Origin of the sequence: Longirhabdus pacifica (assembly GCF_004115085.1) — a bacterium.
GTDB classification, from domain to species: domain Bacteria; phylum Bacillota; class Bacilli; order Paenibacillales; family DSM-105158; genus Longirhabdus; species Longirhabdus pacifica.
On the sequence record NZ_QXJP01000016.1, the window covers coordinates 50,508 to 72,444 of the forward strand.

The following is a 21,937-nucleotide window of genomic DNA, read 5'->3' on the forward strand; positions in this document are numbered from 1 at the left end:
CTAACAACATAAATAAATACAGATAACCATGTGATGAGAACTCATTCCCTTCTTTATCTGTACCTATAGGATCATGCAGTGAAATATCTTTTCTTGTCTTCTTTAATGAGCGCAGGTGCATTAAAATTTCGATTCTAATAACAGGAGTAGTGCGTCAAAAACTGTATATTTCTATGGTGTCATCGAATACCTTCACTTCTCTTATGACTAATCGGATCAATTCATATTTAATTTCAAAGGCCACACCCTCTTTTCCTGTAGACATATAATATTCCAGCGCTTGCTTCATCGTTTTTTTGTTATGCTCTGTGGATTTTAAATGCTTCGTCATCTGATATTTTTCTAGTTTAGCGGTAAGCTCTTCTTCTTCTTCTTTTAAATCGGCAAGCATGCCTTTCATTTCTTCCTCACTAATATCCGCTCCACCTTTTGCAAATAAATGTAAGAGTTTTTTCCTGCCACTTCTCACTTGCTCCAGTTGTTTTGTGATTCTAGCGATTTCCCCTTCCTCAAAGGTATGAGAAGTAGATTCATTCTCTGATGCTGCTGCAATTTTATCCGGTTGATTTAACCAGTCGTGCACTTTTTTCCAAACCAAATCATCTAATACTTCGCACTTTATTCTTTTCCCACAACCTTTACATTTGGCTCCAGACGTACTTTTGACATCACTATATTCAAATATATATGTATTCCAATTCTTTGCCTTTCTACCTGTCATCGTATTATGACACTTCCCGCAACGAACGATCCCTGACAGTAAGTATTTATGTTTGCTCTGTTTTGCATGTCTGCGCTTGGCCTCCGATAATTTTTTTTGCGCGTATTCAAATGTCATTTCGTCCACGATAACTGGAACGGCTATGTCTATCCATTCATGCTTTGGCCGTAATTTTACCGATACTTTTTCATCCTGCGCAAGATGCTTATTGCCTAGCATCCCTTCTGTATTCCATTTGTTCTGATAAAATAACCCTGTATACGTTTGGTTCATTAAAATCTGTCGCACCACCTGCCTGTGCCATACCCCTCTTCCTTTTTTTGTGGGGACTTTCCTTTCCGTTAAATACGTTGCTATCCCATTTATGCCTTTTGCGATGTCATTCGGAGTCGTAAACAAATCAAAGATTAAACGAACAATTTCTGCTTCTTCTTCAATAATATAAAACTGACATGTTTCTTTATCATAGCCGTAACCATATACTTGATAATCTCGCACAATTTTACCTTGCTTCGCTTTCTCACGTCTGCCTCTGCTCATCCGTTCATTAATTTTCGCTTTTTCAAATTCAGAAATAGCCCCGCGCATGGAATAAAATAGCTGTCCTTCTGGTGTTTTCGCATACTCCCCGCTAACGAAGACAATGTCGACTCCTTTCCGCTCCCATTCATCCGTAATAATCAGTTGATTCATGAGCTTTCTGGAAAGGCGATCGGGATCATAGCAAACTACTTTGTGAATCATACCCTCTTTCACATCTTGCCGTAGTCTTGAAAGAGCCGGTCGATCCAAAAACTCCCCTGAAAAGCCATCATCTATGTATGTTTTTACCTCGTGGCTCTGCGCTTTCTGTTTCGCCTGACGAACTTGATCGCTTATCGAGTAACCTTTCTTGGCTTGATCTTCCGTGCTGACTCTCGCATATATGGCTATCATGAAACTTCCTCCAATATTGTTCATATAAATATTGATAGCAAGCCTGCCTTATCTTGCTGTCCTGCTTTGGCGGGATAAACTTCACTTGCATCGTGAATCACCTCCATAATGCATATGAAGGCAACGCTTGGACATATGTTACGGAAGAACAACAGCGTACATATGGATGATGGGGAAACACAGCACCCTTTTTAAAAAAGTAAATGGGGATACAAACAAGTGTTACAATAGTTGATGTGAAAGCAAAAAAACTCTACTATAAAAATAGGTTAAAGTGAGTGACTTATTTCAGCGCTGTATATTTCAACGCTCATACTTACGTGATAGTAGTTTAAGAAATATTGGTATGTTTCAGGATGGGTTAACCATAAAGGAGGTACTGTAACATTTTGTGGAAAAATATCATTTTCGATGTTATCTTTATATCTTTTGGTTCTTTTGCACTGTTAGTAGCTATTTTATCTAAAGATTTAATTTTTATTGTTGTTTCCATTTTCTTTCTTACTATGGGCATCTATATACTTAGATCACGTTTTAAGTAATGACTCAATGAACCAACTTACATATTAATTAGTGATGTCAGTCGTAGAGATTATGTAGTACATGATATGATGGAGTTGTTTGAAGTTAGGGAGTATGTTGCTAAGTAGCAGCTTCCCTACTCTACAGTTTAAATATATGGTATAATATGCTCATCAACATGATACGATAATAAAAAGGAGTCGGGTGCAGCCGACTCCCTGTATAACATTTGTGTGGGAATTCCCTCCATGATGTTTAAATCAAGTTATGCTTTTGGAAATAACCCACGTTGATTTTGCCGAACCGAGTGGGTTATTTCCTGTTATCGATGTAAGTTAACAACGCAAGAATAAACAATCCAAACGCTATGACTTCACCGAAGGAAATATGCATAGGCATCACCTCCCTCTTTGAGAGTGGAAGTGAGCCGACTAACCATTAAGAACAACTATAAAGTTGTTCTTTTTCTTTACCCAAACTTAACCGATATAAATTAAGTAGTTGAGATTAATAAATTACATAATATTTATAATTAAACATATTATGAATAATTATCATGGACATACCATCTTGTTCGTTGTAATCTAGTATTCGAATTACATAAAATACTAACGAGGTGGTAGAAAAATGAAGAAATTATTCAGTTTGTTATTGATGATGGCAATGGTATTTACGATTGTTCCTATGGCGGCATTTGGGGCTGATGGTGGTGATACTTGGGTGACAAAAGCTTATATGAATAATGAACGCAGTTATTTTACAAGTGAAGTCGTAGATGAAAAAATGTATGTTTTTGGGGGTAAGAATGAAGCTAATAAAATTATATCCAATGTAGAGATGTACGATCCTGTAACAGATACTTGGACAACAAAAGCAGATATGCCAACTATAAGAATAAACCATACAAGTGAAGTGATTGATGGCAAAGTATATGTTTTTGGGGGTCAAAATGAAGCTAGTGAAAGTTTATCCAGTGTTGAGATGTATGATCCAATTACAGATACTTGGACAGAAAAAACTATCATGACAACAGCAAGACATAGTCATACAAGTGAAGTGATTGATGACAAAGTGTATGTTTTTGGCGGTTATGACGGCAGTGATAGTGTAAGCAGTGTAGAAATGTACGATCCTGTAACAAACACATGGACAACAAAAGAGAGTATGGAAACTAGAAGAAACGATCATACAAGTGAAGTGATTGATGGCAAAGTATATGTTTTTGCTGGTTTCAGCTCTAATGTCGGATATGAAGTGAGTGTAGAAATCTACGATCCAGTTATGGATGCATGGGCAACAAAAGCAAGTATGACTAAAAAAAGAGCAAGGCATACAAGTGAAGTGATTGATGGAAAAATATATGTTTTTGGCGGTAATGACGGCAGTGGTGGGTTGAATAGTGTAGAAATGTACGATCCTGTTACAGATGCATGGACAACAAAATCAAACATGCAAACAGGTAGAGATTTTCTTGCAAGTGAAGTTGTAAATGGAAAAGTATATATCATTGGAGGTTTAACTAATCAAATTAAGATTTTGTCCAGTGTAGAAATGTACGATCCTGTAACAGACACATGGACAACAAAAGCGAACATGCAAACGGGTAGATTATTGCTTGAAAATGAAATAATTAATGGAAAGCTATATGTTATAGGAGGTGTTGGTGTTGGAAACGATTATTTATCTAGTGTGGAAATGTATACCCCAAGTGATATTAACATTAATGCACCACTAAACCTAACAGCAACAGGTGGCGACGCTAAAGTAACACTAAATTGGAACGAGGTAACAGACGCAGACACCTACAACGTCTACCGCTCTCTAACTTCTGGTGGTCTATATACTTCAGTAGCAACAAACGTATATGGTACATCATATGTAGATAGCCCACTTACAAACGGCACAACATACTATTACGTGGTAACCGCAGTGAATGAAAACGGTGAAAGCGCATATTCTAACGAAGCAAGCGCAACACCGCAAGCAGATGATAATAATAACCGTGCTATTCTAACGATTATACTAAATAGTGGATTATTGAAAGAGTACGATGTCAGTATGAGCGAAGTAAATCAATTCATGACATGGTACGAAAATAAATCATCTCTATTTTACAAGTTCGAAAAAGATTATAACTTAGGTAGCGATGTCAGCCGTACAGATTATGTCGTAAATGATATGATTGAGTTGTTCGAAGTTAGGGAGTATGTTGCTAAATAACATCTTCTCCACTATGCAATTTAAATATATGTGGTATAATTAACTCATCAAATGCTAAATAAAGTACTCACATTCGTAGGTATAATTTAAGCATCAACATGATACGATAATAAAAAGGAACCAGCTGTAACTGGTTCCCTGTACAACACTTGTGTGGGAATTCCCTCCAAGATGTTAAAAATAATTTATGTTGCGAAATAACCCACTCGGTCTGTGAAAACCATTTGAGTGGGTTATTTCTTTTTCTCGATGTAAGTTAACAACGCAAGAATAAACAATCCAAACGCTATTACTTCACCGAAGGAAATATGCATAGGCATCACCTCCTTATAGGAGGGAGCCTTCCCACTCAGTTGATGTTGTACATGTTCATATTAACACAATTATCAGTTTATGGTATAATATACTCGTCAACATGATACCATAATAAAAAGGAGTCGGTTGCAGCCGACTCCCTGTACAACATTTGTGTGGGAATTCCCTCCATGATGTTTTAAATTGAAAGTTATAGAAATAACCCACTTCTCTTTGGATGGATGAGTGGGTTATTTCCTGTTTTCGATGTAAGTTAACAACGCAAGAATAAACAATCCGAACGCTATGACTTCACCGAAGGAAATATGCATAGGCATCACCTCCTTATATGGAGGGAGCCTTCCCACTCAAATTGATGTTGTACATGTTCATATTAACACAATTATCAGTTTATGGTATAATATACTCGTCAACATGATACGATAATAAAAAGACCGCAGGTGCTGCTAACACCCACGGTCAGTACAACTGATGATCTCCAAAAAGGGATCGGCTCATAAATTGATCAAACTGTAGACTGCCTGAGCTGCGAACTCAAGGGCAGTCTATTTGCGTCTATCGGACATTATCATTACGATCAATGACCCGAAAGCAATCATTAACGTTATAACTTGATAAGTGTCCATATGCATCACCTACCTCTTTGAGAGTGGAAGTGAGCCGACTAACCCTCAAGAACAACTTTAAAGTTGTTCTTTTTCTTTTCCTATACTTAGACGATATAAATTAAGTAAGCGAGATAAATAAATTACATAATATTAATAATTAAACATATTATGCATAATTATCATGGACATACCATCTCGTTCGTTGTAATCTAGTATTCGAATTACATAAAATACTAAAAAGGTGGAGAAATATGAAGAAATTATTTAGTTTGTTACTGATGATGGCAATGGTTTTTACGATTGTTCCTGTGGCGATGTTTGCTGCTGATAGCGGTGGTACGTGGGAGACCGGGACACCGATGACTACTGCTAGATATGGTCATGGTGTCGCTGAAGTAAATGGGAAAATATATGTTATTGGGGGTTATTCTTCTGATATAGGTCATCTGAATACTGTGGAGATGTATAACCCTGAAACAAACACATGGACAACTAAAAGTCCTATGCCAACTAGTAGACTTATTTTTGGTACTGCTGTAGTTAACGGAAAAATCTACGCTATAGGTGGACAAGACAAAAATCTTAATCGATTAGATGTTGTTGAAATGTATGATCCTGATACAGACTCATGGACAACTAAAAGTCCTATGCCAACTAAAAGACATAGCCCTGGAGTAGAAGAAATAAATGGTAATATTTATGTTATAGGTGGTTATAGTCAAAATAGCAAAAACTTAACGACAGTAGAAATGTATGATCCATATACAGATGATTGGGAAACTATGAATTCAATGCCCACTGAAAGACGTTTATTAGATGTGGCAGTTTCTCAAAGCAAAATTTATGCTTTTGGGGGGTTTAGTGATTCAGGTTATTTAAATATTATTGAAGAGTATAGTCCCGATACAGACTCATGGACAACTAAAAGTCCTATGCCAACTAAACGCAGTATGACTACTTCAGTAGTTTTGAAAAACAAAATATATGTTATTGGTGGGCATAATTATGATGAGTTAAATGAAGATATGAGGTTAGACACTGTAGAGGTTTATGATCCTAATTCAAATAGTTGGGAAACTAAAGAAAAAATGATAACTGGAAGAAGTCACGCTGGTTCAGTAATATTAAATAATAAAATTTATGTATTAGGTGGTCTTAGTAATACGACTGAACTAAACACAGTAGAAATTTACACTCCAGAAAGTGAGGTAGACGCACCCCTAAACCTAACAGCAACTGGTGGTAATGCTAAAGTAACGTTAAACTGGACCGAGGTAACAGAAGCAGACACCTACAACGTCTACCGTTCCCTTACTTCTGGTGGTCCATACACATCTGTAGCAACAAACGTATACAGTACATCATATGTAGATAGCCCACTTACAAACGGCACAACATACTATTACGTGGTAACCGCAGTGAATGAAAACGGTGAAAGCGCATATTCTAACGAAGCAAGCGCAACACCGCAAGCAGATGATAATAATAACCGTGCTATTCTAACGATTATACTGAATAGTGGATTATTGAAAGAATACGATGTCAGTATGAGCGAAGTAAATCAATTCATGACATGGTATGAAAGTAAGTCATCACTTTTCTATCAGTTTGAGAAGGACTACAACTTAGGTAGCGATATTAGCCGTACAGATTATGTGGTACATGATATGATCGAGTTGTTTGAAGTCAGGGAATATGAAGCTAAATAGCAGCTTCCCTACTCTACAGTTTAAATATATGGTATAATATGCTCATCAACATGATACGATAATAAAAAGGAGTCGGTTGCAGCCGACTCCCTATACAACACTATGTGGGAATTTCCCTCCTATTGTGTTTAAAACAATTTTGTCTAAGAAATAACCCACGATGATTTAGCTGTCAAGTGGGTTATTTCCTGTTTTCGATGTAAGTTAACAACGCAAGAATAAACAATCCAAACGCTATTACTTCACCGAAGGAAATATGCATAGGCATCACCTCCTTATAGGAGGGAGCCTTCCCACTCAGTTGATGTTGTACATGTTCATATTAACACAATTATCAGTTTATGGTATAATATACTCGTCAACATGATATGATAATAAAAAGACCGCAGGTGATGGTAACACCCACGGTCAGTACAACAGGTGATCTCCGTAAGGGGATCGGCTCATAGATTACTGTGTAGACTGCCTGATCTGCGAACTCAAGGGCAGTCTATTTGCGTCTATCGGACATTATCATCACGATCAATGACCCCAAAGCAATCATTAACGTTATAACTTGATAAGTGTCCATATGCATCAACTCCCTCTTTGAGAGTGGAAGTGAGCCGACTAACCCTTGAGGAGCCATTCTATTATACGGGTAATGAAAAGATTAATTCATCTTTCCATTACACCACTCCTGACTTTAGAATCTCATTTTCAATACAGCGTGCTGCAAACGTAGCTAGTTTTGTACCTTTGTTAGGCTGAAAACTTTCAATTGCTTTAATTAAACCAATCGTTCCAATCGATATGAGGTCTTCTGTATCCTCTCCCGTATTATCGAATTTTTTAACAATGTGAGCAACTAAGCGTAAATTATGTTCTATCAATACATTTCTTGATTGCATATTACCTTGCCCCATCAACTCTAAATGCTTTACTTCCTCGGTTTGCGTCAAAGGTTGCGGGAACACATTATTTTTCACATACGATACAAGCAGCATGAACTCTTTTACAAATATAACGATACTTGTAATAAGACCAGGCACACAGCACCTCCTAAAAGGGAATAGCAAGTCTTTTTATACCCCTGCTTTTACAACACAAATACAACAAACTTTTCTTTTCAGAGCAACTTTTACATTGTATGTAGGCGAATACCTAACCGTGCCTGTTTGCAAAAAAAATACAAAATTGACGAACTATGAAAGCTAATAGACTAATGATGGTACAGATCATATCATATAAATAAAGGAAATATTCAGAAAATAAACATGAGAAAGGAGAATGTGCTGTGCCTTTAATTCGCGGTAGACCTTAGCCCATCATTTATTACACGGCTAATTCCCCTCCTTTAGATGAACAATCACAAGTTCATTTAAAAGGAGGATCAACACTTGAATCATACAAAAACAATGCGACGCGCTCAAGCAAATGTGTATATATTATACGGTTATCAGTTTTTTCATAGCTTTATACTGGCGTATGTGATTGAACGACTTTTTTGGGAAAGCAGAGGTATATCCATCCAAGAAGTAGTGTGGATACAACTCATTTACGGCTTTATTGTACTCGTGGCAGAATTACCATCAGGATGGTTTGCAGACCGATTTGCAAGGAAAAATGCAATCATTATCGATGCGATATGCACCTTAACAGAACTATTCATTCTTATTTTTGCACAACATTTCTGGCATTTTGCTTTCGCTGTAGCTCTTGCAGCAGTTGGTGAAGCTTTTCAAAGTGGTGCCCAACATGCATTACTATACGACTCTTGTAAAGCAGCAGGTGGGAATCATCATTTTGAAAAAACACTCGGACGTATGCAAGCAGTAAAATACGCTTCTTCTATGATAAGCGCATTACTAGGTGCCATCATTGCCACAACATATGCATATGTAACGACGTACTGGATTTCGCTTATCAGTTTAGTTATTGCACTGCTTTTGGCCATATGTCTTCGTGAAATAAAAAGGGATGAAGCCATACAACGCAATCCATTTACATGGGAGATGTGGAAGAATATCTTTACTTTTTTACTGACAAAGAAACATATACGTTACATGCTGGTCATGGGTATCTTTAGCGGCAGTATATTCACATATTTAGATGAATTTTGGCAATTGTATTTGGATGCTATCCACTTCCCTGTTTCCTTTTATGGCATCGTAAGTGTATTATGTGCCATTGCCGTTATCATTGGCAGCATCATTTCATACTCCATCAGAGTAAAACTAGGACTTCATGCATCTATCGTATGGATGCTTTTCATTAGTACGTTGTGCGTATCGCTACTTGTTATTATTCCTTTTTGGTATGTCATTACTGCACTTACACTGCTATATTTAACTTTTGCTGTGATTAAACCTATGTTCTACAGTTATTTACATGAGCATGCTTTAGACGCATATAGAGCATCCATTGAATCTGCCTTTTCCATCATGCAGCATATTGCCATCATCATCATCGGTATCCCTTTCGGTTACTTGTCATCCCACTGTAGCATTTTTATTGGATTTGCCTACTTGGCATCTGTGTTGATCGTTTTCACTAGCATGTCCTTTCTGAACCGCAACATCAAGCTTGAAACGTAGATATGCAACCAACTCTAACGAATAAGCACAAATATAAAATGAACGCGCTATACATTGAAATATAGCGCGTTTTACTTATTCCTATTTTCTAACATACTGTCAATAAACGGCTGTAATAAAATCACAACATAAGATTCGCCATTCTATTTATCTAGCCATTTCATTGCATATTACAAATACTACAACATCACACCTGTCTTACTTGCACAAGCTGTATGTCATCTGCCAGTACATCCAAGCAAGCTTCATTAGCAATACTATTAATGTTTAACACAGCGTACCTCGTTTCTGGAGGCGACACAGTTGAAACAGCATAGAAATTTTTATAGTTATTCAAATTTCCGATTGGCAATTGATCTTCTCCCACGAACTTACTAAACCCTAGAGATAAAAATTGTTTATCTTGATCTAGAAAAGATAACGCGAACGAAAGTTGCGGCGTATTAGTAAAAGCTTCGTTCGGCATGGCCGTAGCTGAAAAAGTTAGCTCTGCTGTCAGCTCCCCATTCCATGGCATTACTTGCGTCAAATATGAATTTTGTTGCCCCATAAATAAAGCACTCCATGCTCCAGTAAGATGTCTCGAAGTTTCTAACATGACATGTTGCGATACCCAGCCTTCCAAAGTGCCACTTTCAAAATCTCCATTTTTAACCATATTAACTTGTACTAAAGCCATTCATTCTACCTCCCCCCGTAAAACAGACGTACTATATCGTATGTTGTAATATGAATTTTTCTTGTACCTCTGTGCTTTAATGACTTTTTTGTACTAGTTGTACAATGAACACAGCAATTACAACATACAAGGTATAAATTCAACTACAAGGGAAATGACCCTTTTCTTCTCAATAGAAATAGCCCGTTGAGTTATGTTTTGAGGGAAGGACAACTCGTATTTAAATATTAACGTTATATTTTTTTAGCAAATCCCTTGCCACTGAACTGTCGTATTTATATAAAAGGATTTCGTTTGCCAATGATATTGCATTATCTTTACTAAGCAACTGATCAGGTATCACATGAAAAAAACAATTAAAGTAGCTAGTTCATTCATTTACTATCTACAGGCTTTCTATATTGTTTTTGCCCTATAACTTCATACACCTCTTGCTTGCTTTCGATGATAAAAGACGGTGATGGTTTTCCTCTACTTGCGCGATGTCCTGCAAGATGTACATCACTCGTTTCCCAAGCTTTCCAATCACTTTCCGATTCCCAACGGATCATAATGATAACTTCTTCATTTCCTCTTCGTTGTTTTTTCTTCAATACACTCAAATCTAAAAAGCCTGGTTGCTCTTCAATAATGCCTTCTCCAGCGAATCGTTCCACCGTTTTTTCTGCATGTCCTTCTTCTAAAATGATGGTCTTTTTTTGAATAAACATATGTAATGTATCCTCCTAGTAGTTTTTAATTAAGTTGCAGATGAGAATAATGATAACAACCATTAACTTGGATATGTTTTTCAAATCTAATACTTTACTCGTCATGTCTTAGTCCATTTTAGTAGTGTAATGAATGCTATTAATCTGCCATGATATTATTCAAGTACTAGTTTATGAGATATAAAAACTATAGTCAATGATAATGATAATTATTTTCAATTTAATGATTGACAGTCATTATATCTTCTCCTAATATAAGTATAGTTGCGATATGAATATCAACATCATTTATACTTACACTGCTTAGGAGGAACAGCACAGAGATGAAAAAAAGATGGGGGTCTTTCATACTTGTTGCGGTTGCATCCCTTTTTCTATTAGCGGCTTGTAACAACTCAGATCAAGAGACTACAAAAGAAAAAGTGAAAACAACACAAGAAGAAACGACTACATACACCATAGAACATGCAATGGAAACGACGAAACTAGCAGCAACACCAGAACGTGTAGTCATCTTAACTAATGAAGGAACAGAAGCATTACTAGCACTAGGAGTGAAACCTGTCGGTGCTGTTATGTCTTGGGATGCTGATCCTTGGTACGATCATATTAGTGATGAAATGGAAGGCGTTGAAGTTGTCGGCAATGAACATGAAGTCAACATTAAAAAAATCGCCGAACTTCAACCTGATTTAATTATAGGGAATAAAGGTCGACAAGAAGCTATTTATGACCAATTAAAAATTATTGCACCAACTATTTTTGCTGAAAATTTATCAGGGGACTGGAAAGAGAACTTTGAATTTTATGCAAGAGCATTGCGTGTAAGTGAAAAAGGACAAGAAGTCATGGTTGAATACGACGACAAAGTCAAGGCATTACAAGAAACGCTTGGCGGCAAAGTCAATCAGGAAGTTTCCGTTATACGCTTCAGCACTCGTCCAACTCGTATTTATTACACCGATTCTTTTTCTGGCGTTGTGCTTGGTGAAGTAGGCTTTCAACGTGCAGCGCATCAAGAAAAATTATTTACTCCAGATAACAAAATGGGCAATTTTGCAGTAGAAGTGGATAAAGAGTTCATCCCTGAGATGGATGCAGATAAGCTATTCTACTTCTCCTACTCTCCAGAAGTGGAAGAAGAATGGACCAATGATCCATTATGGCTAAACTTAAACGCTGTGAAAGAAGGTAATGCGCACAAAGTCGATGATATTATCTGGAACACAGCGGGTGGTGTTAAAGCTGCTACGCTCATGTTAGAAGATATTGAAAGACTTTTTACAGCGCAATAAACTCATTTATGTATAAAAAATAGAGAGGACACCATGCGTGCCTCTCTATTTTTCATGTTTCCTCTCATCATCACTCTGCATTTCAACCTCATAACAGGTTGTCCTTGTGTCTTTGCAACAATCAAGACATGTTGCCTTTACCTCTCTGTTCTTACGATTGTGCATAAACTTAAAATTGTACATCATTAAGACTGTACATAACTGTACATCAACTTATGATTGTAAATATACCAAGTAACTGATAATAAAGTAGCTTAAGACAATGAGTGCACTCGGCAATACATACGTAAACGTATTGACATCCCGCTTTCTGCGAAGCGCATACATCATAATAAAACTCAGTACGATCGTTCCTATTACGGTATACAAATGAATAAAGCTAGCACCTGTTAGCAAGTTCCCTTTACGATATAACACGTCTGTAAGCATCAAAATCGTAATATTGAATGTGTTACTACCGAGGATAGAAGATATGGCTAAGTTATGATTAGCAAGTCTAACCGCTGCCACCACAGCTGCTGCTTCTGGTAAACTCGTGCTCGCCGCTACTAAAAAGGAACCGATAAACGAAGCATCAATGCCCGTAAGGGAAGCAATTTTATCTGCTGATACCGTTAATATCGTTCCGAAAACCAAAATGAATACAGCTGCGATAATAAAACGACTCACCGCTTGCTTCAACGTTAATGGTGAAGTATGTTCATTGTCCGATGATGAGAATCCCTTCACTTCTTCTATTGGCAGCTCACTTCGTGATATGAGTTTGATCCCAATAACATACACGGCAATAAGCGCAATCGTGTCTATCCCTACACCCAATACCTGATAAGGAAATTGAAAATATAAAAATACACTGATGAAAGAAGATAAAACGATAACCATCACATTACTATGTAAGTCTTGTCTCGTAGAATAATTGAAAATTCGTTTTTGACGATATACCATATCGACTACAGCTAAAATTAAAATATTGAATAAGTTACTACCTAATACATTACCTACTGCGATATCTGGACTATCGATAACGACGGACGTGACACTTGTTGTTATTTCTGGCAAAGAGGTGGCTCCACCTAGCAACAAACCTAATATTCCAGCATGCAAAGTAGATTTTTCCCCAATTACATTGACGTATTTTGATAATTGAATAGCTAAAAACACAGTACAGATCGCTGCGATAAGAAATATAAAATACAGCAAATGAGCTCCCCCTTAGATCGTATCCTTACTTTCGTTCACCTTATTATTACCCAATTTATCGATATCCATTGCTATGTTGTTATAAAACTTCACACATATAGAGGGTTTATCCATCCCAACCATGCAAAAAAACCTTTACCATGACTGGCAAAGGTGTGCGCTCCATTACACAAACCTCTACACAGCAGTAAAGGTCTTGCTAACAACATTGAGTCGTTGCCAGTAAAGCCGAGAGCATATGCTCCGTAATGACGACCTTACTGTAAAAGCTACTCCCCTTTAGGAAGATCTTCAATTGTTACTCTCATCATAAACATTTCCATGATCGATGTCAATAAACACCAATCCAAAGGCTTACAATATTTTATCTAAAAATTGCTTTGCCCGTTCCGTTTGCGGACTGCTGAAAAATTGTGCTGGAGGTGCTTCTTCTAACAAATAACCTCCATCCATGAAACAAATACGATCTGCCACTTCTTTAGCAAATCCCATCTCATGCGTAACGACCACCATCGTGATCCCTGTGTGGGATAATCCTTTCATCACCTCAAGCACTTCCTTCACCATCTCTGGGTCTAGTGCGGAGGTCGGTTCATCAAACAGCATAATGTCTGGCTCCATAGCTAAACATCTTGCTATCGCTACACGCTGCTTCTGTCCACCAGATAATTGAGACGGATAACTTTCTGCTTTATCTTTCAATCCGACTCGCTCTAACAGCTCCATCGCTTGTTTCACTGCTGTTTTTTTAGATACTTTTTTCACTTTCATCGGCGCATAGATCATATTTTTCAATACCGTCATATGCGGAAATAGATGAAAATGTTGAAATACCATCCCGATATTCTGCCTTACTTTCGTTATATTCGTTTTCTTGTCTGTGATGTTTTGACCATCGATCATAATGGTGCCACTTGAAGGCATCTCCAATAAATTCATACAGCGTAGAAAGGTTGACTTACCTGAGCCAGAAGGACCAATCACCGCGACAACTTCTCCTGTGCCAATCTCCGTTGTAATATCAAATAAAACTTGCTGTTTGCCAAAATGTTTGGACAAATTATCAATGCTGATCACTTCGACGCAGTCTCCTTTCCAATATATTAGATAGTAACGTCAGTGCCATCACGAGCACGTAATATACTACACCTATAAACAATAGTGGTTCAAAATAAATATACTCTTTCGCCCCAACAACCTGTGCTCTTCGCATCAAGTCCATCGCTCCAATGACGGAAAGTAGCGACGTGTCTTTTAACAAATTAATAGACTCATTCACGAGTGCTGGCAACGTATTTTTAAAGGCTTGCGGCAATATAATCTGCATCATCATGGAGCGATAAGGAACGCCTAAAGATAAAGCAGCTTCGGCTTGCCCTTTATCCACTGCGTTAATTCCACCACGAATCGTCTCTGAAATGTACGCTGCTGAATTCAAACTGAACGCAATAATGCCCGCTTGAAAAGCCGTAATATCATAGTCAAGTAATTGCGGTGTTGCAAAATAGATAAGCGATAATTGTAATAAAAGCGGTGTTCCTCGAAAAATGGAAGTATACATAAAAGCAAGCCACTGAAGTGGCTTGTATTTCTGAATTTTTAAAAACGCAAGAAGTACCCCAAGCGTAAAACCAAATAACATGGAATAACCCGTATAAGATAACGTGACTTTTGTTCCTGCCAGCAAAAATTCTGTATACTCATATATTTTTTCAAAATTCATGTCTATTCATAGTCCTTTTGTTTAATTATTGAATCGTTATTTGATCCAACTTTGAATAATCTCATCAATCTGTCCACTATCTAACATATCCTTCAACACTGCATTGAATTCCGCCGTAAGTTCAGCGTCTTTAGGGAAAGCAACCGCATAACCGTCTGCCTTTTCACCTTCAATCGCGATCATTTGCAGATCTTCATTAGCCGCAACAAAACCTTTTGCAATCGAATCTTCCATAATAATGGCATCAATACGATCGGACTTTATTTCTTGGATTAATGCTGGTATTTTATCTAAACTAACAATGTCCTCTATCGTGCCTAATTCTACTGCTCTTGTCTCTTGTAAAGAACCAAGCTGGACGCCCACTTTTTTACCTGCTAGATCTTCTAAAGAAGCAATATCTGCATCTACTGTTGTTACAATCGTATTCGTTGCTTCAAAGTACATATCTGAGAAGTCTACAGACTCTTTTCGCTCATCCGTAACACTCATCCCTGACATAACAAAATCCACACGCTCCGATTGCAATGCTGCAATAAGTCCATTAAAATCCATGTTCTTTATTTCTAATTCGTAACCGAGTTCCTCCATCACTGCTTTCGCAATATCTACATCGATTCCGACGATTTCTTCTGTTTGAATATCCACATCTTCAAATGGTGGATAGTCTGCTGAAGTTCCCATAATCATCACATTGGTCTCTTCACTTTGCGCTGTTCCTTGATCCGTCTCTTCACTAGATGCATCGTCTGATTGTCCACACGCAGTGAACATCAACATGATTGCAAGCATGAATGTCGTCATTAAAAAATATTTCTTTTTCATCGTAATCTCTCCCCACATCTGATGTTTAAATATACAATTCACATTATGTTTATAAAAAAATAGCAAACTTATTATAACAAAAAGTAAAAACAAAAGATACCTAAAAAAAATAGAAATTTTGTCCATTTGCATACTTTTTCATCTATTGCTTATAACCGAGGTAAGGGCAGCTTGATAATGAGATAAAAGAAAAGCACCAATGTACGCTACGGGTGTACATCGGTGCTGACCATCTTATGATGAATAGAGGTAATAAGTATAATTTTTATTTTTTAAAGAAAAACTAAAATAAGGAAAAAAAATGGAGGTGTTATATATGAATGACGATAAACAATTTTACTTACACTTATTTCAAGATTCGGGATTGAATGACCATACTTATCATTTTGCGTCTAAATCTATCATTACAGATACTCAGTTAAGTGAGACGCAAAAACTGACGCAACTACAGTTAATGAATGAGGCTTTTGAACAAACAAGGCTAGAGGACATTACACCTCATTCCATTAACTGAGTTTTCATCTTATATAGTAAGAATAGTAAAAGAACAGTATGATCAAATACTAAGTGTATATTTTACTTCCACTTTCTTTAAACTCACGGGACTTCTGCTGCATCCCATCTTCTACTGCGGATTCGATTTGATCGAATCCTTTTTCATTTGCATATTCACGAATATCTTGCGTAATTCTCATACTGCAAAACTTTGGACCACACATAGAGCAAAAATGAGCTGTCTTCGCCCCTTCTGCTGGTAAGGTTTCATCGTGATATTCCATCGCTCTTTCTGGATCGAGGGATAAATTGAATTGATCGCGCCAGCGAAATTCAAAACGTGCTTTCGACAACGCGTCGTCTCGTTTTTGTGCACTTGGATGCCCTTTCGCTAAATCCGCAGCATGAGCAGCTATTTTATACGTAATAACCCCTTCACGCACATCATTTTTATTTGGCAATCCTAAATGCTCTTTCGGCGTTACATAACAAAGCATCGCAGTACCAAACCAACCGATCATCGCCGCACCTATCGCCGATGTAATGTGATCGTAACCGGGAGCGATATCCGTAGTAAGTGGGCCGAGTGTATAAAATGGTGCTTCCTGACAAATTTCCATCTGCTTATCTACATTTTCTTTAATTTTGTGCATCGGTACGTGTCCGGGACCTTCAATCATGACTTGCACATCGTGTTTCCATGCTATTTTTGTCAGCTCACCGAGGGTTTCTAGCTCTGCATATTGCGCTTCATCGTTCGCATCCGCAATGGAACCAGGACGCAATCCATCTCCAAGAGAGAAAGCAATATCATACGCTTTCATAATTTCACAAATCTCTTCGAAATGCGTATAAAGAAAACTCTCCTGATGATGAGCAAGACACCAAGCAGCCATGATAGAGCCACCGCGTGACACGATACCTGTCATACGCTTTACTGTAAGCGGGATGTATCGGAGCAACACACCTGCATGTATCGTAAAATAATCTACACCTTGTTCTGCTTGTTCAATGAGCGTATCACGATATATTTCCCACGTTAAATCTTCTGGTTTGCCATCCACTTTTTCCAGCGCCTGATAAATAGGAACGGTTCCGATCGGAACTGGTGAATTACGAATGACCCACTCGCGCGTCGTATGAATATGTTTACCCGTAGATAAATCCATAATATTATCTGCACCCCAGCGAGCAGCCCATGTCATTTTTTCCACTTCTTCTTCAATGGAAGAAGTCACTGCGGAATTTCCAATATTCGCATTGATCTTCACATGGAAGTTACGACCTATAATCATGGGTTCACTTTCTGGATGATTAATATTAGAAGGAATAATCGCTCTTCCACTCGCGACTTCATCACGGACAAATGTTGGGGAGACACCTTCACGAATGGCGATAAACTCCATCTCTGGCGTGATGATGCCTTTTCTTGCATAATGCAATTGCGTGACGTTTTTACCTTCTTTTGCGCGCATCGGTTTATGTTTTAAGTTAGGAAATACAGCGACTTGTGTATCCTGCCCTTCCTTGTTAAAGCCGTTATCTTTCGGCTGCACTTTCCTACCTTCGTATGTTTCTACATCTTCTCGTTCTAGAATCCATTGTTCTCTAATTTTAGGAAGACCAGCACGAATGTCTACTTCGTAATGTTCATCCGTATATGGTCCACTTGTATCATAAATAACGACAGGTTCATTTACTTCTTCCCCATGCGTCCCACTTGTTGGCTCTAAGGAAATTTCACGCATCGGCACCTGAATATCTTGACGTGACCCCTCTACATATTTCTTTTTACTGCCAGAAAAACTAGATAAAATTTCAACATTTTCTTTTTGCAACAAAATAAAAATCCTCCTTTAACCATATAATGATTTCGGAGGACCTGATTGTTTCAGCGTATGTATACATGCCGAGCAGACTGCTCTTGTATATAAAATAAATATATAGACAAGAACTACTTTCCTACGCTGGTATGATCCAGATCAGGTCCCGAGGGTTTAAGAACGCAGTCGTTCTAATCTCAGCCCAACATCAAGGGCTCCCCTAGTAGTTATTCATAACTTTAGTTAAATGTTTCAACTCGATCATATCACATGCTCCTATGTTTGAAAAGAATACTTACCAATTTTTTAAAAAATAACTGGATTTTGAGTTATCCCCCTTATAACGATGTCATGAATTGAGCAACATATAAAATGGAATGATATGTCTTTATCAGAAAGGAGTGCCTCAAGACATGTACGCTCGTATATGTCGATTAGCCTATGATACATCTATTTTGGATATTTCCGTTAACAGTAACACTTTCCTATAGTATGGTTCCCTTCCTATTTAGCCGCGTCTTTGCCATGGGGGTGCTGAAAAAAGACAAGCAGCAAAAAGGCGTTGCGCTCACTTTTGATGATGGACCAGATCCAGCGTATACACCGCAACTACTGACCCTACTAGACCAACACAACATCAAAGCTACTTTTTTTGTACTGGGGGAAAAAGCGGAAAAACATCCCGAAATCATAAGAGACATCCATCAGCAAGGCCATCTGCTTGCCATCCATAACTACACCCATGTACCGAACTGGATGTTACTACCGAAACAAGTGCGTGAACAGCACATTCATAAGACAGCAAACATCCTTTACAACATCACAGGGGAAAAACCTACATTGTACCGTCCGCCATGGGGTTTACTGAACCTATTCGATTACAGCATAAGCAAACAATTTCATATCGTGTTGTGGTCTAAAATGTTTGGAGATTGGAAATGGGGGGAGCAGGATGTCGCGAAACGCTCCGCACAGTTAGTGAAGCAATTCAAAAAAGGAGACATCGTCGTCCTGCATGACAGTGATCAAACATTTGGAGCAAAAAAACAAGCACCGACATACATGCTACGCAGTTTGGCACAGTCACTAGAACAGTTACAACATACCGTCCCGTTTGTTAGATTGGACGAACTACAGCATGTTCAGCAGCCATTTATCCCGCTATGGAAAAAAATTGTCGTGAAAACGTGGCTGCTATGGGATAAAGCCATATTAAAGACGATACACATCACGCCGGTAGACGAAGAAAATAAATTTATACAAATTCGTATACGTCCTTACAGCGGAAAAGGAAACATCCTGCTTGAAAACGGGGATATGCTCAGCAAGGGAGATCGAATTGTTGAACTGCATTTAAACAACGAGATGCTACATGAACTCGGCAAACATTCAACCTCTATCATCCAACTTTCTGTGCAACTCATTCAACGAACAAAGCAACTGCTGCCTAAAATTAAAGCCTACATCGACCAAGAACAATTTGCAGATGTGAAAGGCTTATATAGCATTACGATGGTACACCAAGGAACAACGCGGCTCGGCTTTACGACACAAGATTTACCTGACAATATATTCGGAACATGGACAAAAAAATATTTGCAATGGATGATGATGATCGTGCACCCACAAGGAGTCAAACGATTGAAAAATCAATCCAAACCACTACACCCCAAAATCATTACCATGTCTCGAAAAGCGTTGTTTGAGAAATATCAATAGAACTATGGATGAAATATGGAATAGTTTCCTGTACATACGAATAAACCGATATAAGATGGTTGAACAAGTTCATTCAACATTCAACATATGTATAAACTGGAGAAAAACTGAGATATAAGTTTACGCTTCTGTTGCCAGGCGCAAAGGTTGATGCAGAAATTTCTTCATCTTATGCTTAGTGATAACAAGCATGTTACAGCACTTGCCATGCAATGTTAAAATACAGATGAGCCTTCGTGATGATGAAGGTAGGTTCATGATCAAAATAAAATATAAACTGAGCATATGCTTATGGAGGAGATAGAATGGCAACGGAACAATGGAAACAAGTTGACGACTATTTTACAAGTAAGTTACAAGCGCAAGATGACGCAACAGATTATGTTTTGGAAGCAAATCAGGAAGCTGGATTACCAGCTATCGATGTGTCTGCAAACCAAGGAAAACTACTATACTTATTAGCCAAAATGCGTGGTGCTAAAAACATACTAGAAATCGGAACACTGGGTGGCTTTAGTTCCATTTGGATGGCACGCGCTTTACCAGCAGACGGAAAGTTGATTACACTGGAATACGATGAAAAGCACGCACAAGTGGCAGAGCAAAACATCGAAAAAGCGGGATTAGGTGATAAAGTAGACATCATGGTCGGAGCAGCACTCGACACGTTGCCGAAGGTAGAGCAACAAGGGCATACCAACTTTGATTTTATTTTTATTGATGCAGATAAGGTGAACTCCCCTAACTATGTACAATGGGCACTCAAATTATGTACACCTGGTGCCGTCATTATCGCAGATAACGTCGTGAGAAACGGGAGAGTTATTGATCCACACAGTGAAGATGAAGGAATCGTGGCAACAAGAGATTTAATGGATATGATGTCCAGAGAAGATAGAATAGAATCCACGGCTATACAAACCGTCGGTTCAAAAGGTTACGATGGATTTTTAATCGGAGTTGTGAAATCTTAAAAGGTACTTAGGAGGATCTTAGTAGGGTCTTAGGGAGGTCGATTCATGCGTCGTTCTTACTCCGGAAAGTTATTGTTTTTCGTCCTAATTATTATTTCCATTCCAACGTTAATGATAGTAAGTAGAATCATATCGCCATCGTTATTACTGCACATAGAAAACATTCTCATTATCTTATTGCTATTCGGTATATTACTTAAAATGAGATAGCACGAGCTAACATGAGATAGCAGGAGCTAACAGAAGTTAACATGATGGTTTTTTGCCACTTACCCTGATGTAGTCTACACCCCAAAAGTTAGAGTGAACATTGCACTAGTGGGGTGGCCTGAATGACTACCATGGGGTAAGTTTATTTATGTTTCTATCTTTCGTCTGTTAAGTCTGGTAATCCCCTGGATTGTCTTGTTTTGTTTACTAATTTTAATATTCTCGGATAAAATCTCACAAACAGTTTAGCAACCCAAAAACTATAAAATACATTAGTAACAAAGTAAAAAGTGATGAACACGAAACTGGACAACAGCCCATCTAGACTATACAAAGTATTGACATAATGCAATCCAACATATTGCTGGAATAATTCCATATACAACTCTATACATACGGCTAAAATATTATATGTAAAAACGACGATCAATAACGTAGGTATCCACAATACAACAGACAAAAAGGCTGTGCCAATAGAGGATCTTTTTGTAGGTAAAGCAAATCCAAATGCTTGCAGCCAAAAGAATAAAAGAACGGCCGGTACCATCAATACTACAAGGTAAATAAAAGTTAACACCATCAAAACTCCTCATCTTTATCATATTTTTAGATATGTAACGTACACTCTCTATTTTCAAAAAAACCTATTCCATTTTAACATAATGAAAGCATAATAT

At 37.8% G+C, this 21,937-nt stretch carries 22 protein-coding genes, 1 pseudogene and 1 riboswitch; of the genes and pseudogenes, 8 read left to right on the forward strand and 15 right to left on the reverse strand.

All coding sequences use genetic code 11. The features are described from left to right. Positions 1-154 precede the first annotated feature (154 nt). Together D1Z92_RS11980 and D1Z92_RS17830 are read right to left on the reverse strand one after the other, a co-directional pair. Entirely contained in the window at positions 155-1,657 is a 1,503-nt protein-coding gene (locus D1Z92_RS11980) for a recombinase family protein (protein WP_128895914.1), read from the reverse strand. 834 nt (positions 1,658-2,491) lie between these two features. Continuing rightward, positions 2,492-2,578 carry a putative holin-like toxin gene (locus D1Z92_RS17830; protein ID WP_370741278.1) on the reverse strand — a complete coding sequence of 29 codons (87 nt, stop codon included), beginning with the start codon at positions 2,576-2,578 and terminating at the stop codon, positions 2,492-2,494. A gap of 228 nt (positions 2,579-2,806) precedes the next feature. Here D1Z92_RS17830 and D1Z92_RS11985 point away from each other — a divergent pair, with 228 nt between their 5' ends. Next, a complete protein-coding gene (locus D1Z92_RS11985; RefSeq protein WP_128895915.1) occupies positions 2,807-4,399 on the forward strand; it encodes a Kelch repeat-containing protein in 1,593 nt (530 codons plus the stop codon). A 233-nt stretch (positions 4,400-4,632) separates the two neighbouring features. On the opposite strand, the gene D1Z92_RS17835 is transcribed toward D1Z92_RS11985, so the two are convergent. The 3 genes from D1Z92_RS17835 to D1Z92_RS17845 all read right to left on the reverse strand — a co-directional run bounded on the left by D1Z92_RS17835 (position 4,633) and on the right by D1Z92_RS17845 (position 5,346). Further along, complete coding sequence (locus D1Z92_RS17835; protein ID WP_370741279.1) at positions 4,633-4,719, reverse strand: putative holin-like toxin; 87 nt, start codon at positions 4,717-4,719, stop codon at positions 4,633-4,635. A gap of 225 nt (positions 4,720-4,944) precedes the next feature. Further along, entirely contained in the window at positions 4,945-5,031 is an 87-nt protein-coding gene (locus D1Z92_RS17840) for a putative holin-like toxin (protein ID WP_370741281.1), read from the reverse strand. Between the two features lie 228 nt (positions 5,032-5,259). Continuing rightward, on the reverse strand, positions 5,260-5,346 hold the full coding sequence (locus tag D1Z92_RS17845; RefSeq protein ID WP_370741282.1) for a putative holin-like toxin: 87 nt from the start codon (positions 5,344-5,346) through the stop codon (positions 5,260-5,262). A gap of 227 nt (positions 5,347-5,573) precedes the next feature. On the opposite strand from D1Z92_RS17845, the gene D1Z92_RS11990 reads away from it, so the two are divergent. Continuing rightward, on the forward strand, positions 5,574-7,031 hold the full coding sequence (locus D1Z92_RS11990; protein ID WP_128895916.1) for a Kelch repeat-containing protein: 1,458 nt from the start codon (positions 5,574-5,576) through the stop codon (positions 7,029-7,031). A 181-nt stretch (positions 7,032-7,212) separates the two neighbouring features. Here the strand turns inward: D1Z92_RS11990 and D1Z92_RS17850 are convergent, their stop codons facing one another. Next, positions 7,213-7,299: a putative holin-like toxin gene (locus D1Z92_RS17850; RefSeq protein ID WP_370741281.1), complete on the reverse strand. Its 87-nt coding sequence runs from the start codon at positions 7,297-7,299 to the stop codon at positions 7,213-7,215. Between the two features lie 418 nt (positions 7,300-7,717). Further along, positions 7,718-8,017 (reverse strand): annotated as a pseudogene (locus D1Z92_RS11995) (sigma-70 family RNA polymerase sigma factor); the annotation flags it as partial. Between the two features lie 393 nt (positions 8,018-8,410). Between D1Z92_RS11995 and D1Z92_RS12000 the strand changes: the two are divergent. Continuing rightward, positions 8,411-9,607: an MFS transporter gene (locus tag D1Z92_RS12000; RefSeq protein ID WP_128895917.1), complete on the forward strand. Its 1,197-nt coding sequence runs from the start codon at positions 8,411-8,413 to the stop codon at positions 9,605-9,607. A 187-nt stretch (positions 9,608-9,794) separates the two neighbouring features. Here the strand turns inward: D1Z92_RS12000 and D1Z92_RS12005 are convergent, their stop codons facing one another. Together D1Z92_RS12005 and D1Z92_RS12010 are read right to left on the reverse strand one after the other, a co-directional pair. Continuing rightward, positions 9,795-10,286 carry an NTTRR-F1 domain gene (locus D1Z92_RS12005; RefSeq protein WP_128895918.1) on the reverse strand — a complete coding sequence of 164 codons (492 nt, stop codon included), beginning with the start codon at positions 10,284-10,286 and terminating at the stop codon, positions 9,795-9,797. Between the two features lie 374 nt (positions 10,287-10,660). Further along, positions 10,661-10,996 (reverse strand): antibiotic biosynthesis monooxygenase family protein, encoded by a 336-nt coding sequence (locus D1Z92_RS12010; RefSeq protein ID WP_128895919.1) that lies wholly within the window; start codon positions 10,994-10,996, stop codon positions 10,661-10,663. A gap of 323 nt (positions 10,997-11,319) precedes the next feature. On the opposite strand from D1Z92_RS12010, the gene D1Z92_RS12015 reads away from it, so the two are divergent. Beyond that, complete coding sequence (locus D1Z92_RS12015) at positions 11,320-12,291, forward strand: ABC transporter substrate-binding protein (protein WP_128895920.1); 972 nt, start codon at positions 11,320-11,322, stop codon at positions 12,289-12,291. A gap of 213 nt (positions 12,292-12,504) precedes the next feature. Here D1Z92_RS12015 and D1Z92_RS12020 read toward each other — a convergent pair whose 3' ends face one another. The 4 genes from D1Z92_RS12020 to D1Z92_RS12035 form a co-directional block, all read right to left on the reverse strand. Further along, entirely contained in the window at positions 12,505-13,491 is a 987-nt protein-coding gene (locus tag D1Z92_RS12020) for a sodium:calcium antiporter (RefSeq protein ID WP_128895921.1), read from the reverse strand. A gap of 354 nt (positions 13,492-13,845) precedes the next feature. Further along, entirely contained in the window at positions 13,846-14,568 is a 723-nt protein-coding gene (locus tag D1Z92_RS12025) for an amino acid ABC transporter ATP-binding protein (RefSeq protein WP_128895922.1), read from the reverse strand. Next, positions 14,555-15,220, reverse strand: coding sequence for an amino acid ABC transporter permease (locus D1Z92_RS12030; RefSeq protein WP_206099753.1), 666 nt, complete (start codon positions 15,218-15,220; stop codon positions 14,555-14,557). Before D1Z92_RS12030 ends, D1Z92_RS12025 begins: the two co-directional genes overlap by 14 nt. Before the next feature lie 30 nt (positions 15,221-15,250). Next, complete coding sequence (locus D1Z92_RS12035) at positions 15,251-16,039, reverse strand: transporter substrate-binding domain-containing protein (protein WP_128895924.1); 789 nt, start codon at positions 16,037-16,039, stop codon at positions 15,251-15,253. A 316-nt stretch (positions 16,040-16,355) separates the two neighbouring features. Here D1Z92_RS12035 and D1Z92_RS12040 point away from each other — a divergent pair, with 316 nt between their 5' ends. After that, positions 16,356-16,553: a hypothetical protein gene (locus tag D1Z92_RS12040; protein WP_128895925.1), complete on the forward strand. Its 198-nt coding sequence runs from the start codon at positions 16,356-16,358 to the stop codon at positions 16,551-16,553. Between the two features lie 49 nt (positions 16,554-16,602). Here the strand turns inward: D1Z92_RS12040 and thiC are convergent, their stop codons facing one another. Next, positions 16,603-18,375, reverse strand: coding sequence for a phosphomethylpyrimidine synthase ThiC (gene thiC, locus D1Z92_RS12045; RefSeq protein WP_240666713.1), 1,773 nt, complete (start codon positions 18,373-18,375; stop codon positions 16,603-16,605). Between the two features lie 101 nt (positions 18,376-18,476). Next, positions 18,477-18,589: riboswitch (TPP riboswitch) on the reverse strand. A gap of 209 nt (positions 18,590-18,798) precedes the next feature. On the opposite strand from thiC, the gene D1Z92_RS12050 reads away from it, so the two are divergent. From D1Z92_RS12050 to D1Z92_RS17340, 3 genes are all read left to right on the forward strand, one after another. After that, positions 18,799-20,076, forward strand: a complete 1,278-nt coding sequence (locus D1Z92_RS12050; RefSeq protein WP_128895927.1) for a polysaccharide deacetylase family protein — start codon at positions 18,799-18,801, stop codon at positions 20,074-20,076. A 305-nt stretch (positions 20,077-20,381) separates the two neighbouring features. After that, positions 20,382-21,050 (forward strand): O-methyltransferase, encoded by a 669-nt coding sequence (locus tag D1Z92_RS12055; RefSeq protein WP_128895928.1) that lies wholly within the window; start codon positions 20,382-20,384, stop codon positions 21,048-21,050. A gap of 45 nt (positions 21,051-21,095) precedes the next feature. After that, positions 21,096-21,260 carry a hypothetical protein gene (locus D1Z92_RS17340; RefSeq protein ID WP_164931598.1) on the forward strand — a complete coding sequence of 55 codons (165 nt, stop codon included), beginning with the start codon at positions 21,096-21,098 and terminating at the stop codon, positions 21,258-21,260. Positions 21,261-21,414: 154 nt separating this feature from the next. Here the strand turns inward: D1Z92_RS17340 and D1Z92_RS12060 are convergent, their stop codons facing one another. Further along, positions 21,415-21,837, reverse strand: a complete 423-nt coding sequence (locus D1Z92_RS12060; protein WP_164931599.1) for a hypothetical protein — start codon at positions 21,835-21,837, stop codon at positions 21,415-21,417. Positions 21,838-21,937 lie beyond the last annotated feature (100 nt).

Bases quoted from the DNA above. Each gene is read 5' to 3' on its own strand.
- D1Z92_RS11980 (WP_128895914.1), bottom strand. From the start codon at position 1,657: ATGATAGCCATATATGCGAGAGTCAGCACGGAAGATCAAGCCAAGAAA.
- D1Z92_RS17830 (WP_370741278.1), bottom strand. From the start codon at position 2,578: ATGCCTATGCATATTTCCTTCGGTGAAGTCATAGCGTTTGGATTGTTT.
- D1Z92_RS11985 (WP_128895915.1), top strand. From the start codon at position 2,807: ATGAAGAAATTATTCAGTTTGTTATTGATGATGGCAATGGTATTTACG.
- D1Z92_RS17835 (WP_370741279.1), bottom strand. From the start codon at position 4,719: ATGCCTATGCATATTTCCTTCGGTGAAGTAATAGCGTTTGGATTGTTT.
- D1Z92_RS17840 (WP_370741281.1), bottom strand. From the start codon at position 5,031: ATGCCTATGCATATTTCCTTCGGTGAAGTCATAGCGTTCGGATTGTTT.
- D1Z92_RS17845 (WP_370741282.1), bottom strand. From the start codon at position 5,346: ATGCATATGGACACTTATCAAGTTATAACGTTAATGATTGCTTTCGGG.
- D1Z92_RS11990 (WP_128895916.1), top strand. From the start codon at position 5,574: ATGAAGAAATTATTTAGTTTGTTACTGATGATGGCAATGGTTTTTACG.
- D1Z92_RS17850 (WP_370741281.1), bottom strand. From the start codon at position 7,299: ATGCCTATGCATATTTCCTTCGGTGAAGTAATAGCGTTTGGATTGTTT.
- D1Z92_RS12005 (WP_128895918.1), bottom strand. From the start codon at position 10,286: ATGGCTTTAGTACAAGTTAATATGGTTAAAAATGGAGATTTTGAAAGT.
- D1Z92_RS12010 (WP_128895919.1), bottom strand. From the start codon at position 10,996: ATGTTTATTCAAAAAAAGACCATCATTTTAGAAGAAGGACATGCAGAA.
- D1Z92_RS12015 (WP_128895920.1), top strand. From the start codon at position 11,320: ATGAAAAAAAGATGGGGGTCTTTCATACTTGTTGCGGTTGCATCCCTT.
- D1Z92_RS12035 (WP_128895924.1), bottom strand. From the start codon at position 16,039: ATGAAAAAGAAATATTTTTTAATGACGACATTCATGCTTGCAATCATG.
- D1Z92_RS12040 (WP_128895925.1), top strand. From the start codon at position 16,356: ATGAATGACGATAAACAATTTTACTTACACTTATTTCAAGATTCGGGA.
- D1Z92_RS12050 (WP_128895927.1), top strand. From the start codon at position 18,799: ATGATACATCTATTTTGGATATTTCCGTTAACAGTAACACTTTCCTAT.
- D1Z92_RS12055 (WP_128895928.1), top strand. From the start codon at position 20,382: ATGGCAACGGAACAATGGAAACAAGTTGACGACTATTTTACAAGTAAG.
- D1Z92_RS17340 (WP_164931598.1), top strand. From the start codon at position 21,096: ATGCGTCGTTCTTACTCCGGAAAGTTATTGTTTTTCGTCCTAATTATT.